Source organism: Cupriavidus basilensis (genome assembly GCF_000876015.1).
Taxonomy (GTDB): domain Bacteria; phylum Pseudomonadota; class Gammaproteobacteria; order Burkholderiales; family Burkholderiaceae; genus Cupriavidus; species Cupriavidus basilensis_B.
The window spans coordinates 102252-119361 of sequence record NZ_BBQM01000010.1 but is presented as its reverse complement, the minus strand read 5'-3'; the positions used below and the strand labels follow the sequence as shown (position 1 = coordinate 119361).

The following is a 17110-nucleotide window of genomic DNA, read 5'->3' as shown; positions in this document are numbered from 1 at the left end:
ACGCAGTGAGTTGGCGCGTTACGCGACAGCTGCTGGAGATGAGCAGCGTGTACGCAAAAGGCATGGAACATTCAGTCTTCTTCAATTTCTCCGATGGCAGTTTCCTGAGCGGCCTTACTGACAAGGCCTCGGCAACAGTGTGCAGCATGGGACGTAGCTCCGCGCTATCCGGCCTAAACGAACATCGCAAGAAGGCCCGCGCGTTGATCACCGAGAATCATTCGGCGTTATCTCAAGCCAACAGCTTGATTTCCCGGTGGGGCATGCCCGATTTCGAGTACGATGACGACATCGCTTACTCGGACTATGAACTCGACAATTCGGCCGAGAACGAAGACTGGGGTGATCAGTTCGGACGCTACTACCATCAGGTCGAAGGCGTGCTGGAAGCGTTCTCGCGAGCATGCAGCGACGCTTCCGATCAGATCGGATTCTTCATGGAAGGAGATTTCGATAAGTCCGTCGTCAAGATCCGGGAACAGAAGCAGGCGGATCGCTTGCGCCGGGAGCAACTAGAAAAACTGGAGAAGCAATCCGTAACCCTTACAAAGGATGGTGGAGAGCACCTGTTCACGATCGAGTGGACGAAGGTGGAGAACCCGCCTTGCGATCCAGACAAGATCAACCACATCAAGACGGATGGCAAGATCTGGCTGATTGTCGCCAGCATCGACTCCAATGACGTGTTCTATCGCAGCGAAGACGGGGTCCATTGGCAGGAGGTGCTACTCGATACCCCGGATTTCAAGGTCTGGTTCGAGAGCATCTCCATCGTCAACGGTACTTGGCTCATCCGGAACAGAGCAACCTCGCGCGGCACACGCAATGAAGGCGTCTACTATTCCAGCGACGCCCTCGAATGGCGACATAGATTGGGCCCAGTACCGGCCAATAACAGTAATCTCTCGCTCAACGATGGCCGCCTATCCACTAAGGATATTGTTTATTTCAATGGCATGTGGCTGTGGATCTGTACGCAATATGAGCGATACAGCTACATCGAGAAAGGCTTTTTCTCCGATTCGACAAAGACCAGCTCCTATGCCAGGACAATCGTGTTCTGCGCGGACACGCTCGATGGACCCTGGCAACGCTGGGACAAGTCACCGACCCCTGATGACGGCGTAGAGGTCGAGACGATCTGTGCCCTCCCGGGACGAAATGCGCTGGTAGCCTTCTGCGAATACGACCGATCGTACTTGCGCGACAAAAAGAAGCCCGAAATGCCGCCGTTTGTCATGTACTACGGTGCAGCCAAGTCCTGGCAAAAGTGTAACTGGGGCGGCAGCACCAGCTTCGGCCACTATCGGACGCCGCCCGCCTTCGCCGATGTGGGCGACGGGTTGGTATACATCGGCTCAGAAATCCTCAGTTCCGAAAAAGGCTACGACTGGCAACTGCGGGATTCGAGTTTGTCATTCAAGGGGTATTTCCCGTTAAAGGACGTCAGTCTCTTCACGCCGGACAACAACGGCTCGGCCATTCACGTGAGTCAGGATCTCAGGGAATTCAAGGAGCTCATGCTGGAAGAAGGAGTGTGGCGTCACTTGGCAGCCAATCAGGCGAACATCCTCGGTGTGTACTATGCCAACAGGCACGAGGAAACCATCCTCCGGGTTGGCCGCTACATCTTCCAGACCATGGTCTGAACTATCAAGAAAACTAAGGATGGTGTTCAAAACAACGTCGGCAGCGCCGAACTGACCGTGTGAGCGTGTGGTATACCCTAGAGCGCTGGCGCAGCGAGTCGCTGTCCAAGCCCGCTCGCGAGCGGACTTGGACAGCGGCCGCCCGGTTCGACGCGGTGCTGACCACCGCTGCCATGGACGAGGCAGCCAAGAGCGCCTGGTGTCGTGCCAACGGGGTGTACCTGCAGGATCTGGTCAACTGGCGGCAGAGCGCCACGCAGGCGCTGGCCGAGCCGGATGAGGCGCGCGCCAGCCCGAGCCAGTCCAGCCCATCCACATGGATCCGGCCGTGCGCTGGGCTCACTCAACAGGCAACAAGGAGCCAAAGAAGATGTTTCTGCAGACTGAAACAGGGCGCGACGCATACCTGACGTTTCTGAGAAATCTGTCCGTGATGGCGGTGCTTGGCTTCATCGGAACGGTCTTTCTACACGGCAGCCTGGGCGGCAATCCCGCGACGTCAACAACTATTGTCGGCTGCGGCGTATGGGCGATGGCGGTGCTTGCCGCCTGGTTCAACGGCGCAGCGTTTCTTCGCGCCTTTCGCACGCAACGCGCTCTCCCTGAGAAGGCACGTGCGCTCGCTGACTATCCGCCGATCGGGGGCACGCGCGTCGCGTGCCTGAAACAGACGGCTAAACGCTGGTGGTCGATGAAACTTGCGCTGTTCGAATGCGCAGTGGTGTTGATGTTTGTTCTTCTGGGATGTTGCGTTGCTGCGATCCAGGCGGGCTACATGGCGCTGCCCGCGCTGCACGGGGCGGTCGCGAAATAGCCACGCAGCTCCTGCCAACGGGGCTGGCGACCGCTCCGGGCTCGGAATCAGCCGTTATGTAGCGCAGAGCTGAATGGCCATTGAGGATTGCCTCCAGACAAAGCGAATGCAGCAAGCCGAATGGTAGTGGATACACTTTCGCATGCAGCAAACACTTCCAACGCTTGCACAATCCCAGGAATCCCGCATAGAATGGCGGGTTCGCGGGCGTCGTATAATGGCCATTACCTTAGCTTCCCAAGCTAAAGACGTGGGTTCGATTCCCATCGCCCGCTCCACCTCGAATTGAGACGAGCCGCCTTCGCCACCTGGTCATCGACCGACCAGGCTTCGCCCGGCGGCTTTTTTGTTGCCATGCTTCCCCAAGACCCCAGTTCCGACCCGACGCCGGCCGACGATGCCGGCAACGCGCCCGACCAGGCCGCCGCCGTGGCGCATCCGCGCCGCATCCGCTCGTTCGTGCGCCGCGCGGGGCGGACTTCCACCGGGCAGCAGCGCGCCATCGACGACCTGGGCCCGCGTTTCATCCTGCCCTACGCGCCGCAGCCGCTGGACTGGGAAGCCACGTTCGGCCGCGCCGCGCCGGCGATCCTGGAGATCGGCTTCGGCATGGGCGAGACCACCGCGCATATCGCGCAGCTGCGCCCGCAGGACAACTTCCTGGGCTGCGAGGTGCACGAGCCGGGCGTGGGCGCGCTGCTCAAGCTGATCGGCGAGCGCGGCATCGAGAATGTGCGGATCATGCCGCACGATGCGGTCGAGGTCATCGCGCACATGCTGACCGACGGCTGCCTGGACGGCGTGCACATCTTCTTCCCCGATCCCTGGCACAAGAAGCGCCACAACAAGCGCCGCCTGGTGCAACCGCCGCTGGTGAAGCTGCTGGCGAGCCGGCTCAAGCCGGGCGGCTACCTGCATTGCGCGACGGACTGGGAGGAGTACGCCCACCAGATGGTGGAAGTGCTGTCGGGCGAGCCGGCGCTGGAAAACACCTCGGATGCGCCGGGCGGCTTCGCGCCGCGGCCGGACTATCGCCCCGTCACCAAGTTCGAGCGCCGCGGCGTGCGGCTCGGGCACGGGGTGTGGGATGTCGTGTTCCGCAAGCGGGCCTAGAACAGGCCTGAAGCGGGCCCGAAATGGGCCTGGCGTCGAGCCAATGAAAAAAGCGTGGCTACTTGCAGCCACGCTTTTTTTTGCGCTCGCGCCAGCCGCCCGCTTCAGGCGTGCCAGGCGATCATCCCCGTGTAGGCGGTGATCAGCACGATCACGCCGAACACGATGCGGTACCACGCGAACGGCTTGAAGTCGTGGGTGGCGACGAAGCGCAGCAGCCAGCGCACGCACAGGAAGGCCGACAGGAACGCGAACACGAAACCGACCGCGAACACGCCGAGATCGTCGGCGGACAGCAGCGCGCGGGCCTTGTACAGCTCGTAGACGGTGGCGCCGAAGATCACCGGGATCGCCAGGAAGAACGAGAACTCGGTCGCCACCTGGCGCGACAGCCCGAACAGCATGCCGCCGATGATGGTGGCGCCGGAGCGCGAGGTGCCCGGGATCAGCGCGAAGCATTGCGCCAGGCCGACCTTGACGGCGTCGCGCCAGTTGAGGTCGTCCACCGACTCGATGCGCGGCGCGCCGGCCTTGGCGGCTTCCAGCAGCGCGTTGCCGGCCGGGTGCGAGACGCGGCCGCGATGCGCCTCGCGCCATTCGGCCCACAGGATCACCACGCCGCCGACGATGAAGGCGGTGGCCACGGTGACCGGGTTGAACAGATGGGCCTTGATCCATTTGCCGAACACCAGCGCCAGCATGATCGCCGGCACCGTGGCGACGATCACGTTGACGGCGAAGCGGCGCGCCTTCTCGTCGCTGGCCAGCCCGCCCACCACGCTGGTGATGCGGTGGCGGAATTCCCAGCACACGGCGAGGATGGCGCCGAACTGGATCACGATTTCGAAGATCTTGCCTTTCTCGTCGTTGAAGTCGAGCAGCTGGCCGGCCAGGATCAGGTGGCCGGTGCTGGAGATGGGCAGGAACTCGGTCAGTCCTTCGACGATGCCGAGGATCACGGCTTTCAGGGCGAGCGCAATATCCATGCTGGTTGGTTGGGGCGAAGGAATGAAAAGGAAAGAAACCGGAGCATCGTCGAAAGGCCGCCAGGGGAAAACCGCCGCGCCATGAAGACGCCGCGAACGCGCCCGCGGTCAGCCGCGCGCGACGCTCACGGGCGGTTGATCTTGACGTTGATCCCGTCCGGCAAGACGGTGATTGTACCGGGCTCGACACTGCTGCCGGCAAGGCGCAACTGGTCGGGGCGAAAGGTATAGAGCGGATAGCCCTGCAGCAACTGCTCGGCCAGGATGCCGCCCAGCGCGTTGAGCTGGCGCGTGAACTGCTGCGGCAGGCCGCTGACGTCGAACTGCTGCACCTGCGGGTCCTGCAGCACCAGCGAGCGGCTGGGCGCGTCGTAGCGCAAGCCGCTGTCGAGCGCGAAGCGGCCGGCCAGCGGCTGGCGGAAGAACAGGCGGTTGTCGATGGTGGCGTCGAACTGCACGTTCACGCGGTTGCGCTCGGCGTCGAGCGTGAGGCGCGGGTTGGCGAGCTGGATGTCGAACAGCTCCATGTAGCGCTTGTTGAACGGGAACTTGCGCTCCAGCGCGGCCTGCAACTGGCTTTGCGAGAAGGTGTAGTCGTTGCCGAACATGGCGCAGCCCGCCATCGCGGCGGCGAGCGCGGCGGTGCCGGTTGCTGCCAGCCAGCGCCGGCGAGTCATCGTGACCATCATTGGTTTCCTTGCATTCGGCGGACCGCGGCGTCCGGCGCGGGCGCCGTGGCGGCCTCCAGGCGCGCCAGCCATGCCAGCGCCTGCCCGCGCGAAGTGCCGCACATGTCGGCGGCGGGCCTGAGCCCCGCGCAGAACGCCGGCCGCGAAGGCTGCCCGAAGATCGCGCAGCGGCGGTCCGGCAGCAGCTGCACGCACGGCACGCCGGCCGGCTTGCCGTGCGGCATGCCGGGGATGGGCGACGTGATCGACGGCGCGGTGCAGCAAGCGCCGCAATCGGGACGGCAGGAGAATTCAGGCTGGGCGGACATGGCAAAGGTTCGGGCACGGAGCGGATCCGGCAGGCCGTATTGTGCCCCAAGCCTGTTGCGTCGCACCGCGCCACGGCACCCCTCGGACGGGGTGGCGATGGCGCGCATGCCGGCTTGACCGCCTCCCCTCCGCTCCACTACATTACTGACCCAAGGGTTATTTATCGACATGTCTCGCCAAGAACGCGCCGGCCCAGGCGCGCCGCGCCCCAAGTGAACAAGTCCCCAGACCAGAATCAAGCCGCGGCGAACCCCAAGCGCTGGGCCCGCCGCAAGGCCGCGCGCCCGCAGGAACTGGTGGCCGCGGCGCTCGAGCTGTTTGTCGAACGCGGCTACGCCGCCACCCGCCTGGAAGATGTCGCGGCGGCGGCGGGCGTGTCCAAGGGCACGGTGTATCTGTACTTTGCCAACAAGGAAGAGCTGTTCAAGACGGTGGTGCGGGAGAACCTGGGGCCCGCGCTGGCCCGCGGGGTCGACCTGGTGGAGCGCTTCGAGGGCAGCACCGCCGAGCTGCTGCGCGAACTGCTGCGCGGCTGGTGGGGCCTGATCGGCGCCACGCCGGTGGCGGGGCTGACCAAGCTCATCATGGCCGAGGCGAATCACTTCCCCGACATCGCCCGCTTCTACCACGAGGAAGTGACGGTGCCGGGAGACGAGCTGTTCGCCCGCGTGCTGGCGCGCGGCACGGCGCGCGGCGAGTTGCGCGCCGTGCCGGCCAACCCCACCAGCTCGCTGATCTGCGCGCCGCTGATGTTCCTGATGCTGTGGCAGCGCGGGTTCGGGACGTTCTCGAACCTCGAGATCGATCCCGAGGCGTTCATCGACAACCTGCTGCAGATGCTGCTGTTCGGCCTGACCACGGGCGCGGCGCGCGATACGCCCCTGCCGCCCAAGGTCGGGCCCTACGTCTGGGAATTGATGCTGCAGGAACAGCAGGAACAACGCGCAGCGCTGGAGCGGACCCAGACGCAGCAGGACGCGGCGGCCCCGCCGACGCGGCCGCCGGAGACCGAATGATCCGGTGCGGGAAGCGCAGCCGGGCCTCGCACAAGGGCGAGGACAAGGTCTCGGGCGAGATGCGGCGGGCGCTGGTGCGCGCGCGGGCGAGGCGAGGCGGCCAGGGCATCGCGCGCATCGGCGCCACCGGATACCGGCGCGCACGGCCAGCACGAGAGCGCTGCCGCGGCGACGGGATGGCCGGATTGCGGCATGCGAGCCACAAATCGGCCCATGCGCGTCGCGCAACTGCCTTGGCGAGGGGTTAAAATCCCAGGTTTGGATGGATTTCCCCGGCCCTTTGCACCGCGCGGCCGGACTCAGAACTGAACTAGCGGTTGGCACTGGAAGGAATGGCAAGATGGATCTCGAGAAAGCCCGATTCAATATGATCGAACAGCAAATCCGCCCGTGGGATGTGCTGGACCAGGAAATTCTGGACCTGCTGGCCGTGGTCAAGCGGGAACAATTCGTGCCGCAGGGGTATGCCGCGCTGGCCTTCGTCGACATGGAAATCCCCCTGCCGGGCGGCCAGAACATGCTGGCGCCGCGCGTCGAGGCCCGCATCCTGCAGGAACTCGCCGTGCGCAAGCACGAGCAGGTGCTCGAGATCGGCGCCGGCTCCGGCTACATGGCCGCCCTGCTGGCCCACCGCGCGCGCCACGTGCTGACCGTGGACATCCTGCCGGAGCTGGCCGCGCTGGCCCGCAAGAACCTCGCCGACGCCGGCGTGACCAACGTCGACGTGGCCGAAGGCAATGCCGCCGCCGGCTGGGCCGCGGGCGCGCCTTACGACGTGATCTGCATCTCCGGCGCCCTGCCCTCGGTGCCGGCTTCGATCCTGTCGCAGGTCAAGGTCGGCGGGCGCATCGCCGCCTTCGTCGGCACGCAGCCCGCGATGGAAGCGCAGATCATCACGCGCGTGAGCGAGACCGAATACAAGACCATCAACCTGTTCGAGACCGTGGTCGCGCCGCTGACCGGCGCCGAGCAGCCGTCGCGCTTCCACTTCTGAACGGGACGGGCCACATGCAGGTCATCAACGCTCCCGAACTCGCGCAGTGGCTGGCCGACGCCGGCCGCCCGGCGCCGGTGCTGCTCGACGTGCGGGAAGGCTGGGAGGTGCAGACCTGCGCCATGCCCGGCATCACCCATATCCCGATGGGCCAGATCCCGGCGCGCGCCGCCGAGCTCGACGAGGACGCCGACATCGTCTGCATCTGCCACCACGGCATGCGCAGCATGCAGGTGGCCGGCTTCCTCGAGCGGCAAGGCTTCGGCAAGGTCTACAACCTGAGCGGCGGCATCGATGCCTGGGCCAGCCAGGTAGACCCGGCCATGCCGAAGTACTGACCGCGCAGCAGTCGCTTTCGTCCTTTTTGGTCCTTTATCGCGGCGCCGGCAGGCTGGCGGCGCCGCTCCCCTTGAACGCTGATCGATGCAAACGCAAGCCGCGCCCGCCGGCCGGCCGACTGGAGATGTCATGAGGTTTGCGCTGAGGTTTGCGCTGTTCCCCGCGCGTGGCCTGCCCGCGACGCGCCTGGCACTGGCGGCCCCGCTGCTCGCGCTGCTGTACCTGCCGGCCGCGCATGGCGCCGACGACCTGCTCCAGGTCTACCGCGATGCCCAGGCCAACGACGCGCAGTTCGCCAGCGCGCGCGCGCAGCTCGCCGCCAGCCAGGAAAAGCTGCCGCAAGGGCGCGCCGGCCTGCTGCCGCAGATCGCCGGCGCGGTGGGCGCCTCGCGCACCAAGGTCGACCAGTCCGCGCCGGTCGTCGGCGACCGCTTCCTCAACGGCAACAACTGGGCGCTGCAACTGACCCAGCCGCTGTTCCGCTGGGACCGCTGGGAGACCTACAAGCAGGGCGAGCTCGCCGCGCTGGCCGGCGAGGTCAGCTTCAGCCAGGCGCAGCTCGACCTCATCACGCGCACCTCGCAGGCCTACTTCGACGTGCTGGCCTCGCAGGACAACCTCTACCTGGCCGGCGCGCAGAAAAAGGCCATCGCCGAGCAGCTGGCGCAGGCCAAGCGCAATTTCGAGGTCGGCACCGCCACCATCACCGACGCCAACGACGCCCAGGCCCGCTACGACCTCGCCATCTCCACCGAGATCGCGGCGCAGAGCGACCTCGAGATCAAGCGCGCCAACCTGCAGCAGATCACCGGCAAGCCCGTCGACGAACTGCTCGGCCTGCGCCCCGCCGCCGAACTGCCGGGCCCGATGCCGGCCGACGTGAACACCTGGGCCAGCCAGGCCGAGAACACCAACCCGCAGGTCGGCCTGGCCCGCTACAACCTCGACACGGCCCAGCGCGAATACAACAAGGCGCGCGCCGGCCACCTGCCCACGGTCGACCTGGTCGCCTCCTACGGCTTCAACAACGCCACCGGCACCACCACGCAGACCGTCAACGTCGCCAGCCGCTACAACAGCGGCCAGATCGGCGTGCAGCTCAACGTGCCGATCTACAGCGGCGGCCAGATCCAGTCGCGCGTGCGCGAAACCATCGCGCTGGCCGACAAGGCCGCCAGCGACCTCGAGTTCGCGCGCCGCACCGCCGCCCAGAGCGCGCGCCAGAGCTACTCCGGCGTGTCCAACGGCCTGGCCCAGGTCAAGGCGCTCGAAGCCGCCGAGCACTCGGCGCAAAGCGCGGTGGAATCCAACCAGCTCGGCTACGAGGTGGGCGTGCGCATCAACATCGACGTGCTGAACGCCGAAGCGCAGTTGTACTCCACCCGCCGCGACCTGGCCAAGGCGCGCTACGACACCATCATGAACGGCCTGCGCCTGAAGGCGGCCACCGGCGCGCTGGCCGAGGACGACGTGGTGCAGATCAATACGCTGCTGACTTCGGTGCCGGGGTCCATGTACAGGTTGCCGGAGAGGGCAAAGCTGGGCACGGCGGCGCCAGCGAGCGCACCGGCCGGCCGGCGGCCTGCGCCGCGGCGGGAAGCCATTGCGGGCGCGCAGGCGCCGCGTAGCTGAACATCTGACGCCGCGAGGGGCGTCCATCTCCCAAGCTCAATTCGCCCGCGTGCGCGCCTCCACGCCCAGCAGTTGCCAGCGGATCGATGAAGCGTCCGCGGGCGGGTTCTCCACCCGCGTCTCCCGCACGCGCAGCGTGTATGCCACGCCCGGCTCGAAATCGAGCCCCTCGATCGGCCCGTACCAGAGCGACCAGGGCCCGTCCGGATTCTCCCTCACGCGATAGCAGGTCTGCCGGCCCATGCCGCTGCACGCCACGCGCTGCGAGTCCACGTAGACGGTCTTTTCCACGCCGCCCGCCTGCTGCGCGTCGACCCTGGCGCCGCGCCGGCCTACCCCTTCGCGCTCGACGAACTGCAGCAGGTCGCCGTCGGCGGTCTTCCAGACGATCTGGCGCCCCGTCGATCCCGCCGACGGCTGCGTGCCCACGGTGGTGAACGGCGACTGCATGGCCTTGAGCAGCGCGGCTTCAAGCTCGCCCCGCGGCGGCATGCAGGCCATGCGCGTGCCGGCCAGGCGGTCGAAGCGCATGCCGGACCCGGTCTTGCCGTAGCCGCCGGTGAAGCGGTTGCAGCCGCTGTAGCCGCTCACCGTGCCTTGCGCGGCATCGATGCCGCGGTTGAACTCGAAGATGATGGGCTGGCCGTTGTCGCCATGCGGAACCGGCCTGAGCGTGCCGTCCGGCTGCTGCCAGCGCATCAGTTCCCAGCGGCCGGGGCCGCCGCTCTGCGCCTGGTTGAGGCTGGCGCTGGCGCCGGGCGAATCGGACGCGGCGCCGGTGGCGCAGGCGCCCAGGGCGGCGGCGAGCAGCAAGGCCGAGGCGGCGCGCGCTGCCCGCATGGCCGGCATGCGGACGTGACGATGGCGGGTATTCCGCGGATTCTGCATCTGGTAGCTCCTGTTCCGGGGGCGTGCGGCCTGGCCTGCCCGCGCCGCCCTGCGGCGGGCCGCGGGAGCGGCCCTCACGCGGAACAGTGTAGCGAAGCGCGCGGCGGCGGCCCATCAGGCATCGGCCTACATGCCGCGCCCTGCGCTAGCGCACCGCGCGGATCACCTGCGCCAGCGCGGCCAGGGTCCGCTGCGTGGCGCCGCGATGGAGCACCGAGAACGCGCGCGCGGCATCGCGCATGGCGGCCAGCCCGGGCGCATCGCCCAGCACCGCCGCGGCCGTGCGCATCAGGTCGTCGGCATCGGCCACGCGCCGGCAGGCCCCGGCGGCGATGGCGTCTTCGGTCGCCTGCGCGAAGTTGAAGGTGTGCGGGCCGATCAGCACCGGCGTGCCGGCCGCGCAGGCCTCGATCAGGTTCTGGCCACCCAGCGGCAGCAGGCTGCCACCGATGAAGGCGATATCGGAGGCGGCGAAATACTGCGCCATCTCGCCCATCGAGTCGCCCAGCAGCACGTCCGCCGTGACCGGCTCCGGCAAACCCGACTGTTCCCAGCCGGCGGCGTCGCCGAGCGCGCTGCGGCGCTGGAGCGAGAACCCGTGGCGCGCCACCAGCGCCGCGACCTCGTCGAAGCGCTGCGGATGGCGCGGCACCAGCAGCAAGGCCGGGCGCGGCACGGCTGCGGGCGCCGCCGCGGCCAGCGCCTGCCAGCGTGCGAACGCTTCCAGCACCAGCGCCTCCTCGCCGTCGCGCGTGCTGGTGGCGGCGAACACGGCGCGCCCGCCAAACCCCGCGCGCAGCAGGCGGCCGCGCCGCAGGCCGGCTTCGGGCGGCTGCATGTCGAACTTGAGATTGCCGGTGACGGCAACGGAAGGCAGGCCAAGCGCGCGGAAGCGCTCGGCATCGCCCTGCGTCTGCGCCAGCACTTCGGTGAAATCGCGGTACATCGCCGTGGCGGCCCGCCCGAAGCGCGCCGTGCGCCGGTAGCTGCGCGGCGACAGTCGGGCATTGACCAGCAGCAGCGGCACGCCCTCCAGGCGCGCGCCGCGCACCAGGCTGGGCCAGACCTCGGTTTCCATCAGCATGCCCGCCGCCGGCCGGAAGTAGCGCAGGAAGCGCCGCACCAGCCAGGGCAGGTCATAGGGCAGGTAGCACTGGGTCACGCGCGGCTGCGCACCGAACAGCTGGGCGCCGGTCTGGCGGCCCGTGGGCGTCATGTGCGTGAGCAGCAGGCGGTGAGCCGGATACTGCGACAGCAGCGCTTCGATCAGCGGCTGGGCCGCGCGCGTCTCGCCGACGGACACGGCGTGGACCCACAGCCAGGGACCAGCCGCGGACAGCTTGCCATAGGCGCCCAGGCGCTCGCCCACGTGCTGCACGTAACCGGGCTCCTTGCGCGCGCGCCACACCAGGCGCAGCAACGCCACCGGCAGCGCCACCAGCCACAGCAGATTGTAGAGGGCACGCAGCATCAGGCCACCACCCCGCGCACGCGCCGGGCCGCGGCATGCACCTCGTCGACGGTCGGCACCACGCCGTCGTCGCCCACATTGGCGATGCTGTCCGACCAGTAGCCTTCTGTCTTCCAGCGCCACGTGGCGGTATAGATTTCCACGGTAGGCCGGCACAGCGCGGCGGCGATATGGACCAGCCCCGTGTCGACGCCGATCACCACTTCGGCCCGGTTGATGAGCCCGAACCCCTGCATCACGGAAAAGCGCGGCAGCACCTGCGCGCCCGGCACGCCGGCGGCGATCTCCTGCGCCGCGCGCCGCTCGGCCTCGCTGCCCCACGGCAGCAGCACGGTCAGCCCCTCGTCCGCCAGGCGGCGGCCGAGATCGTGCCAGCTTGCCAGCGGCCAGCGTTTCTTCGCGCCGGCGGTGGCATGGAAGCACACCGCGTAGCGCGCGGGCAAAGCGGCCCACAGCGGATCGTCGACATGCAGGCTGCGCGCGCCGGGGCCGAAGAAGCGCGGCAGCCCCGGCGGCGCGATGCCGGTCAGCGCCGCGCCGAGCAGGCGCGAGCGCCGCACCGAATGGGTCTGCAGCGGCACGGTCACCGGGTCGGTATAGAACAGCCGCGCGGCCGGCTCGTAGCCCGAGCCCTGCGTGGCGTTGCCCAGCCCGATCACCGGCGCGCCCGGGTGGCGGCGCGCCACGCGCGCCACCACGGCGGTCTTGAGCAGGCCCTGGGTCTCGATCACGGCATCGTAGGCCTGCTCGCGCAGCGCGCGGCGGAAGGCGCCGATCTCGCGCCAGGCCGCGCCCTGGTAGACGCGCTTGCGCCAGCGCCGCAGCGCGAACGGAATCACCCGGCGCACCTCGGGCAGCAGGCGCACCAGGTCGGCATAGCCTTCTTCGACCACCCAGTCGATCTCGCACTCCGGCCAGCGCGCGCGCAGGTCATGCACCAGCGGCATGTTGTGCACCACGTCGCCCAGCGACGAGACCTTGACCACCAGGATGCGCGGCCTTGCGGGCAGCGCGTAGGGCGCGGCGGCTTCGCCGACCGCATCTGCGGCGTCTGTCGCGCCCGTTGCGCCCGCATTGCTCGTTCCGCCCTTCGCGGGCGCGGTCAGCGACATCCGCTCAGAACGGCAGTTGCGCGTCCGGCTTTTCAGCCAGGATCACGCGCTTGAACTCGGCCTGGATGCGGGCCAGCGCGGCATCGCTGTCGGCTTCGAAACGCATCACCACCACCGGCGTGGTGTTGGACGGGCGTGCCAGGCCGAAGCCGTCGGCGTATTCCACGCGCACGCCGTCGATGGTGATGACCTCGCGCGCGCCGTCGAACTTCGCGTTGGCGCGGATCTGGTCGAGCAGCGTGAAGGCCTCGCCCTCGGCGCACTTGAGCTGCAGCTCGGGCGTGCAGTTGGAGTTGGGCAGCGCATTGAGCACCGCGCTCGGGTCGGCGTGCTTCGAGAGGATCTCGAGCAGGCGCGCGCCGGTGTACAGGCCGTCGTCGAAGCCGTACCAGCGGTCCTTGAAGAACACGTGGCCGCTCATCTCGCCGGCCAGCGGCGCGCCGGTTTCCTTGAGCTTGGCCTTGACCAGCGAGTGGCCGGTCTTCCACATCAGCGGTTCGCCGCCATGCTGGCGGATCCAAGGCGCCAGCTTGCCGGTGCACTTGACGTCGTAGATGATCTGCTGGCCCGGGTTGCGCGCCAGGATCTCCTCGGCGAACAGCATCAACTGGCGGTCGGGGAAGATCACCTGCCCGTCCTTGGTCACGACGCCAAGGCGGTCGCCGTCGCCGTCGAAGGCCAGGCCCAGCTCGCAGTCGGTCTCGCGCAGGCAGCGCATCAGGTCCTGCAGGTTCTCCACGTGGGCCGGATCGGGATGGTGGTTGGGGAAATTGCCGTCCACCTCGCAGAACAGCTCCGTGACCTCGCAGCCGAGCGCGCGGAACAGGTCGCCGACGAAGGCGCCGGCCACGCCGTTGCCGGCATCCAGCGCGATCTTCATCGGGCGCGCCAGCTTGACGTCGCCGGTGATGCGGTCGAGGTACTGCTGGCGGACGTCGACCTGCTCGTAGCTGCCGGCCCCGCTGGCGAACCGGCCGGCTTCGATGCGCTGGCGCAGCGCCTGGATCTGTTCGCCGTAGATGGCCTTGCCGCCGAGCACCATCTTGAAGCCGTTGTAGTCGGGCGGGTTGTGGCTGCCGGTGACCATGATGCCGGAGGCGGCGCGGCGGCCGGCCAGCTCGATGTTGGTGCCGAAGTAGACCATCGGCGTGGCGACCATGCCCAGGTCGATCACGTCCACGCCCGCGGCGCGCAACCCCTCGACCAGACCGCCCAGCAGATCCGGCCCGGACAGGCGCCCGTCGCGGCCAACCACCACCGCGCGCTCGCCCTGCTCGGCGGCGGCCGAGCCGAAGGACAAGCCGATCGCGCGCGCCACGTCGCGTGTCAGGGTCTTGCCAACGATGCCGCGAATGTCGTAGGCCTTGAAAATGGAAGGATCAGCTTGCATGGGTCACATCCTGAGAGTGGTCGATTGAATGGCCGGCGGTGCGCGGCGGCGGCACCGGCCCGCGGGCCGGCGGCAAACGCGCCAAAGTCCGTATTTTGCCGGAATGCGGATGACGCGCCAGTTATAATCGTGCGGCTGTGCCGGAAAAAATCGGCGCCGCGGACGCGCCGGCCCACTGCCGGCGCGCCGCCCCTAGTGCCTTGCCCGTGCCACCTTCCCTGCCCGCTTCCCGTCCGCGCGTTGCCTACCTGATCACGAACTCCGAGATCGGGGGAGCGCAGACGCACGTCGCCGACCTGCTGACAGCCCTGCGCGGCAGGATCGAGCCGACACTGCTGGCCGGCGGCAACGGCCCGCTGCTCGACCACGCCCGCGCCGCGGGCGCGCGCACCGTGCGCCTGCCGCTGCTGGACAACGCGCTGTCGCCGCTGCGCGCGCTGGCCGCGTTCCGGCAACTGCTGGGCGCGCTGCGCGCCGCCGCGCCCGACCTGATCCACACGCACAGCGCCAAGGCCGGCGCGCTCGGCCGGGTGGCCGGCTGGCTGCTCGGCGTGCCGGTGGTCTATACCGTGCACGGCTTCGCCTTCAAGGCCGCCGCGCCCGCGCGCCAGCGCCTGGCCGCGCGCGCGGCGGAATGGCTGCTGGCCCCGCTCACCACGCGCCTGATCTGCGTGGCGCAGGCCGAGCGCGAGCTGGCCGCGTCGCTGCCGATCGCCGCGTCGCGCATCAGCGTGATCCGCAACGGCATCGCCGACACGCCGGCGCGCGCCGCGCCGCACGCGCCGCTGCGCCGCATCGTCATGGTGGCGCGCCTGGCCGCGCCCAAGCGCGCCGACCTAGCGATCCGCGCGTTCGCGCGCGCCGCGCTGCCCGATTGCGAACTGGTGATCGCCGGCGAAGGCCCGCAACTGGATGCCCTGCGTACCCTGGCCGAAGCCGTGGCGCCCGGCCGGGTCCGCTTCGCCGGCGCGGTGGCCGACGTGCCGGCGCTGCTGGCGTCGGCCCAGGCCTTCATGCTGGCCTCCGACCACGAAGGCTTCCCGCTGTCGGTGCTGGAAGCCATGCGCGCGGGCCTGCCGGTCGCCGCCAGCGACCTGCCCGGCATCCGCGAGCAGCTCGAAGACGGCGCCTGCGGCCTGCTGGTGCCCGGCAACGACGAGGCAGCCTGGGCCGCCGCGCTGCAACGGCTGGCCGGCGATGCCGGCCTGCGCGCCTCGCTCGGGCAGGCCGCGCGCGCGCGCTGGGCGCGCGAATTCGGCCTCGCGCCGATGGCCGAAGCCACCTGGGCGGTCTACCAGCAGGCACTGGCCGGCAGGCGCCCCGCCGCGCGCGCGGCGGCCCGCAGCAAAGCGAGCGGAACATGAACAAGAGCCACAGCGTGAGCCGCGCCGCCCAATTACCCCGTTCGCGGGGATCGGAAACCATTCGCCGCGCCAGCCGCATGCTGGTGTGGGCGCTGTTCGGCCTGCTGCTGTTCGGCCTCAACGCCGCGCTGGCCGAGTTCGCCCGCCACGCCGGGCTGGTCACGCATGTGTTCAGCCGCACGCTGCTGTGGTCGGTGCTGCCCTACCTGTCCGCCTTCGTGCTGCTGCACCGCTCGCTGCACCTGCCGGCGATGGAAGGCAACAGCCTGGTCGGCCTCGCCGCCACGCTGCCCTTCGCCGCGCTGCTGTTCGGCTTCGCCGCGTTCCACCTCGAATACTCGCGCGGCGCGCTGCTGCTCAGCTACCTCACCACGCTGGGCTGGATCTGGTTCGGCTACCGCCGCTTCGTGCGCAACTACGTGCCGGTGTTCGGCTACACCGACGCCGCCACGCTGGCGCAGCTCGAACGCATCCTCGCCATGCCCGGCGCCGCGCCGGCCAGCCCCACGCGCTTCCAGGCCATCAGCTCGCTCGACGAAGCCGTGCATTGCGACGGCCTCATGCTGGACCGCAACGCCACCGCCGACCCCGAGCGCACCCGCGTGCTGGCCCAGTTCAAGCTCAGCCACGTGCGCATGTACTCGGTGGAGCGCATCGGCGAAATGCTCACCGGCCGCGTCGGCCTGGCCCACATCGACGAGAACTTCCTCGACGACTACGCCGCCCACTATTTCTACAGCTTCGCCAAGCGCGCGATCGACCTCGCCGCCGTGCTGTGCCTGGCGCCTGTCGCGCTGCCCGTGAGCCTCATCGTGGGCCTCGCCATCCGGCTGGAGTCGCCGGGCCCGGTGCTGTTCCGCCAGGCCCGCGTCGGCCTGTTCGGCAAGCCGTTCACCATGCTCAAGTTCCGCAGCATGGGATACGACGCCGGCGCCCCGGCGCAGTTCGCCGCGCGCCGCGATCCGCGCGTCACCCGCGTGGGCCGCGTCATCCGCAAGTACCGCCTGGACGAGATTCCGCAACTGTGGAACGTGCTGGCCGGCGACATGAGCCTGATCGGCCCGCGCCCCGAGCAGGTGCCGATGGTCGAGGAGTTCGCCCGCACCATCGCCTATTACCCCTACCGCCATCTCGTGCGGCCCGGCCTGTCCGGCTGGGCGCAGGTGCAACAGGGCTACGTCGGCACGCACGAAGAGACCGTGACCAAGCTCAGCTACGACCTGTATTACGTCAAGCACTGCTCGTTCGCGCTGGACCTGCTGATCGCGGTGAAGACGCTGCGGACGTTGTTGACGGGGTATGGCGCGCGGTGAAGCAGCCACGCGATCCCGGCCAGCCCCGCCC

14 protein-coding genes, 1 tRNA gene and 3 pseudogenes are annotated in these 17110 nt (G+C 68.6%); 11 read left to right on the top strand and 7 right to left on the bottom strand.

Annotation, left to right across the window (positions count from 1 at the left end; genetic code table 11):
• From KF708C_RS06315 to trmB, 5 genes and pseudogenes are all read left to right on the top strand, one after another.
• Positions 1-1649 (top strand): annotated as a pseudogene (locus KF708C_RS06315) (hypothetical protein); the annotation flags it as partial.
• 74 nt (positions 1650-1723) lie between these two features.
• A pseudogene (locus KF708C_RS35490) lies at positions 1724-1933 on the top strand (IS3-like element ISAzo10 family transposase); the annotation flags it as partial.
• Positions 1934-2019: 86 nt separating this feature from the next.
• Positions 2020-2463, top strand: coding sequence for a hypothetical protein (locus tag KF708C_RS06310; protein ID WP_059411194.1), 444 nt, complete (start codon positions 2020-2022; stop codon positions 2461-2463).
• A gap of 203 nt (positions 2464-2666) precedes the next feature.
• Positions 2667-2741, top strand: a tRNA-Gly gene (locus tag KF708C_RS06305).
• Positions 2714-3576: pseudogene (gene trmB / locus KF708C_RS06300) on the top strand (tRNA (guanosine(46)-N7)-methyltransferase TrmB). Before KF708C_RS06305 ends, trmB begins: the two are co-directional and overlap by 28 nt.
• A gap of 104 nt (positions 3577-3680) precedes the next feature.
• On the opposite strand, the gene KF708C_RS06295 reads toward trmB, so the two are convergent.
• The 3 genes from KF708C_RS06295 to KF708C_RS06285 form a co-directional block, all read right to left on the bottom strand.
• Positions 3681-4562 carry an undecaprenyl-diphosphate phosphatase gene (locus KF708C_RS06295; protein WP_059411193.1) on the bottom strand — a complete coding sequence of 294 codons (882 nt, stop codon included), beginning with the start codon at positions 4560-4562 and terminating at the stop codon, positions 3681-3683.
• 125 nt (positions 4563-4687) lie between these two features.
• Complete coding sequence (locus KF708C_RS06290; RefSeq protein WP_059411191.1) at positions 4688-5248, bottom strand: DUF1439 domain-containing protein; 561 nt, start codon at positions 5246-5248, stop codon at positions 4688-4690.
• On the bottom strand, positions 5248-5559 hold the full coding sequence (locus KF708C_RS06285) for a YkgJ family cysteine cluster protein (protein WP_059411189.1): 312 nt from the start codon (positions 5557-5559) through the stop codon (positions 5248-5250). Before KF708C_RS06285 ends, KF708C_RS06290 begins: the two co-directional genes overlap by 1 nt.
• 213 nt (positions 5560-5772) lie before the next feature.
• Here KF708C_RS06285 and KF708C_RS06280 point away from each other — a divergent pair, with 213 nt between their 5' ends.
• The 4 genes from KF708C_RS06280 (at position 5773) to KF708C_RS06265 (ending at position 9541) form a co-directional block, all read left to right on the top strand.
• Positions 5773-6576, top strand: a complete 804-nt coding sequence (locus tag KF708C_RS06280) for a TetR/AcrR family transcriptional regulator (RefSeq protein ID WP_059411187.1) — start codon at positions 5773-5775, stop codon at positions 6574-6576.
• 340 nt (positions 6577-6916) lie between these two features.
• Positions 6917-7570, top strand: coding sequence for a protein-L-isoaspartate O-methyltransferase family protein (locus KF708C_RS06275; RefSeq protein ID WP_059411185.1), 654 nt, complete (start codon positions 6917-6919; stop codon positions 7568-7570).
• A gap of 14 nt (positions 7571-7584) precedes the next feature.
• The gene (locus KF708C_RS06270) at positions 7585-7908 is read left to right on the top strand and encodes a rhodanese-like domain-containing protein (RefSeq protein ID WP_020204229.1); all 324 of its coding nucleotides are present in this window, start codon (positions 7585-7587) and stop codon (positions 7906-7908) included.
• Between the two features lie 130 nt (positions 7909-8038).
• Complete coding sequence (locus tag KF708C_RS06265) at positions 8039-9541, top strand: TolC family outer membrane protein (protein WP_059411182.1); 1503 nt, start codon at positions 8039-8041, stop codon at positions 9539-9541.
• Between the two features lie 36 nt (positions 9542-9577).
• On the opposite strand, the gene KF708C_RS06260 is transcribed toward KF708C_RS06265, so the two are convergent.
• The 4 genes from KF708C_RS06260 to KF708C_RS06245 form a co-directional block, all read right to left on the bottom strand.
• Entirely contained in the window at positions 9578-10390 is an 813-nt protein-coding gene (locus tag KF708C_RS06260; protein ID WP_059411180.1) for an META and DUF4377 domain-containing protein, read from the bottom strand.
• A gap of 184 nt (positions 10391-10574) precedes the next feature.
• Positions 10575-11900 carry a lipid IV(A) 3-deoxy-D-manno-octulosonic acid transferase gene (gene waaA / locus KF708C_RS06255; RefSeq protein ID WP_059411176.1) on the bottom strand — a complete coding sequence of 442 codons (1326 nt, stop codon included), beginning with the start codon at positions 11898-11900 and terminating at the stop codon, positions 10575-10577.
• The gene (gene waaC / locus KF708C_RS06250; RefSeq protein WP_059411172.1) at positions 11900-13012 is read right to left on the bottom strand and encodes a lipopolysaccharide heptosyltransferase I; all 1113 of its coding nucleotides are present in this window, start codon (positions 13010-13012) and stop codon (positions 11900-11902) included. Before waaC ends, waaA begins: the two co-directional genes overlap by 1 nt.
• Before the next feature lie 4 nt (positions 13013-13016).
• Positions 13017-14402, bottom strand: a complete 1386-nt coding sequence (locus KF708C_RS06245; RefSeq protein ID WP_059411166.1) for a phosphomannomutase/phosphoglucomutase — start codon at positions 14400-14402, stop codon at positions 13017-13019.
• Positions 14403-14602: 200 nt separating this feature from the next.
• On the opposite strand from KF708C_RS06245, the gene KF708C_RS06240 reads away from it, so the two are divergent.
• On the top strand, positions 14603-15766 hold the full coding sequence (locus tag KF708C_RS06240; protein ID WP_082079452.1) for a glycosyltransferase family 4 protein: 1164 nt from the start codon (positions 14603-14605) through the stop codon (positions 15764-15766).
• The gene (locus KF708C_RS06235; RefSeq protein WP_059411164.1) at positions 15763-17079 is read left to right on the top strand and encodes a sugar transferase; all 1317 of its coding nucleotides are present in this window, start codon (positions 15763-15765) and stop codon (positions 17077-17079) included. The genes KF708C_RS06240 and KF708C_RS06235 overlap by 4 nt, the downstream gene beginning before the upstream one ends.
• Positions 17080-17110: the final 31 nt, after the last annotated feature.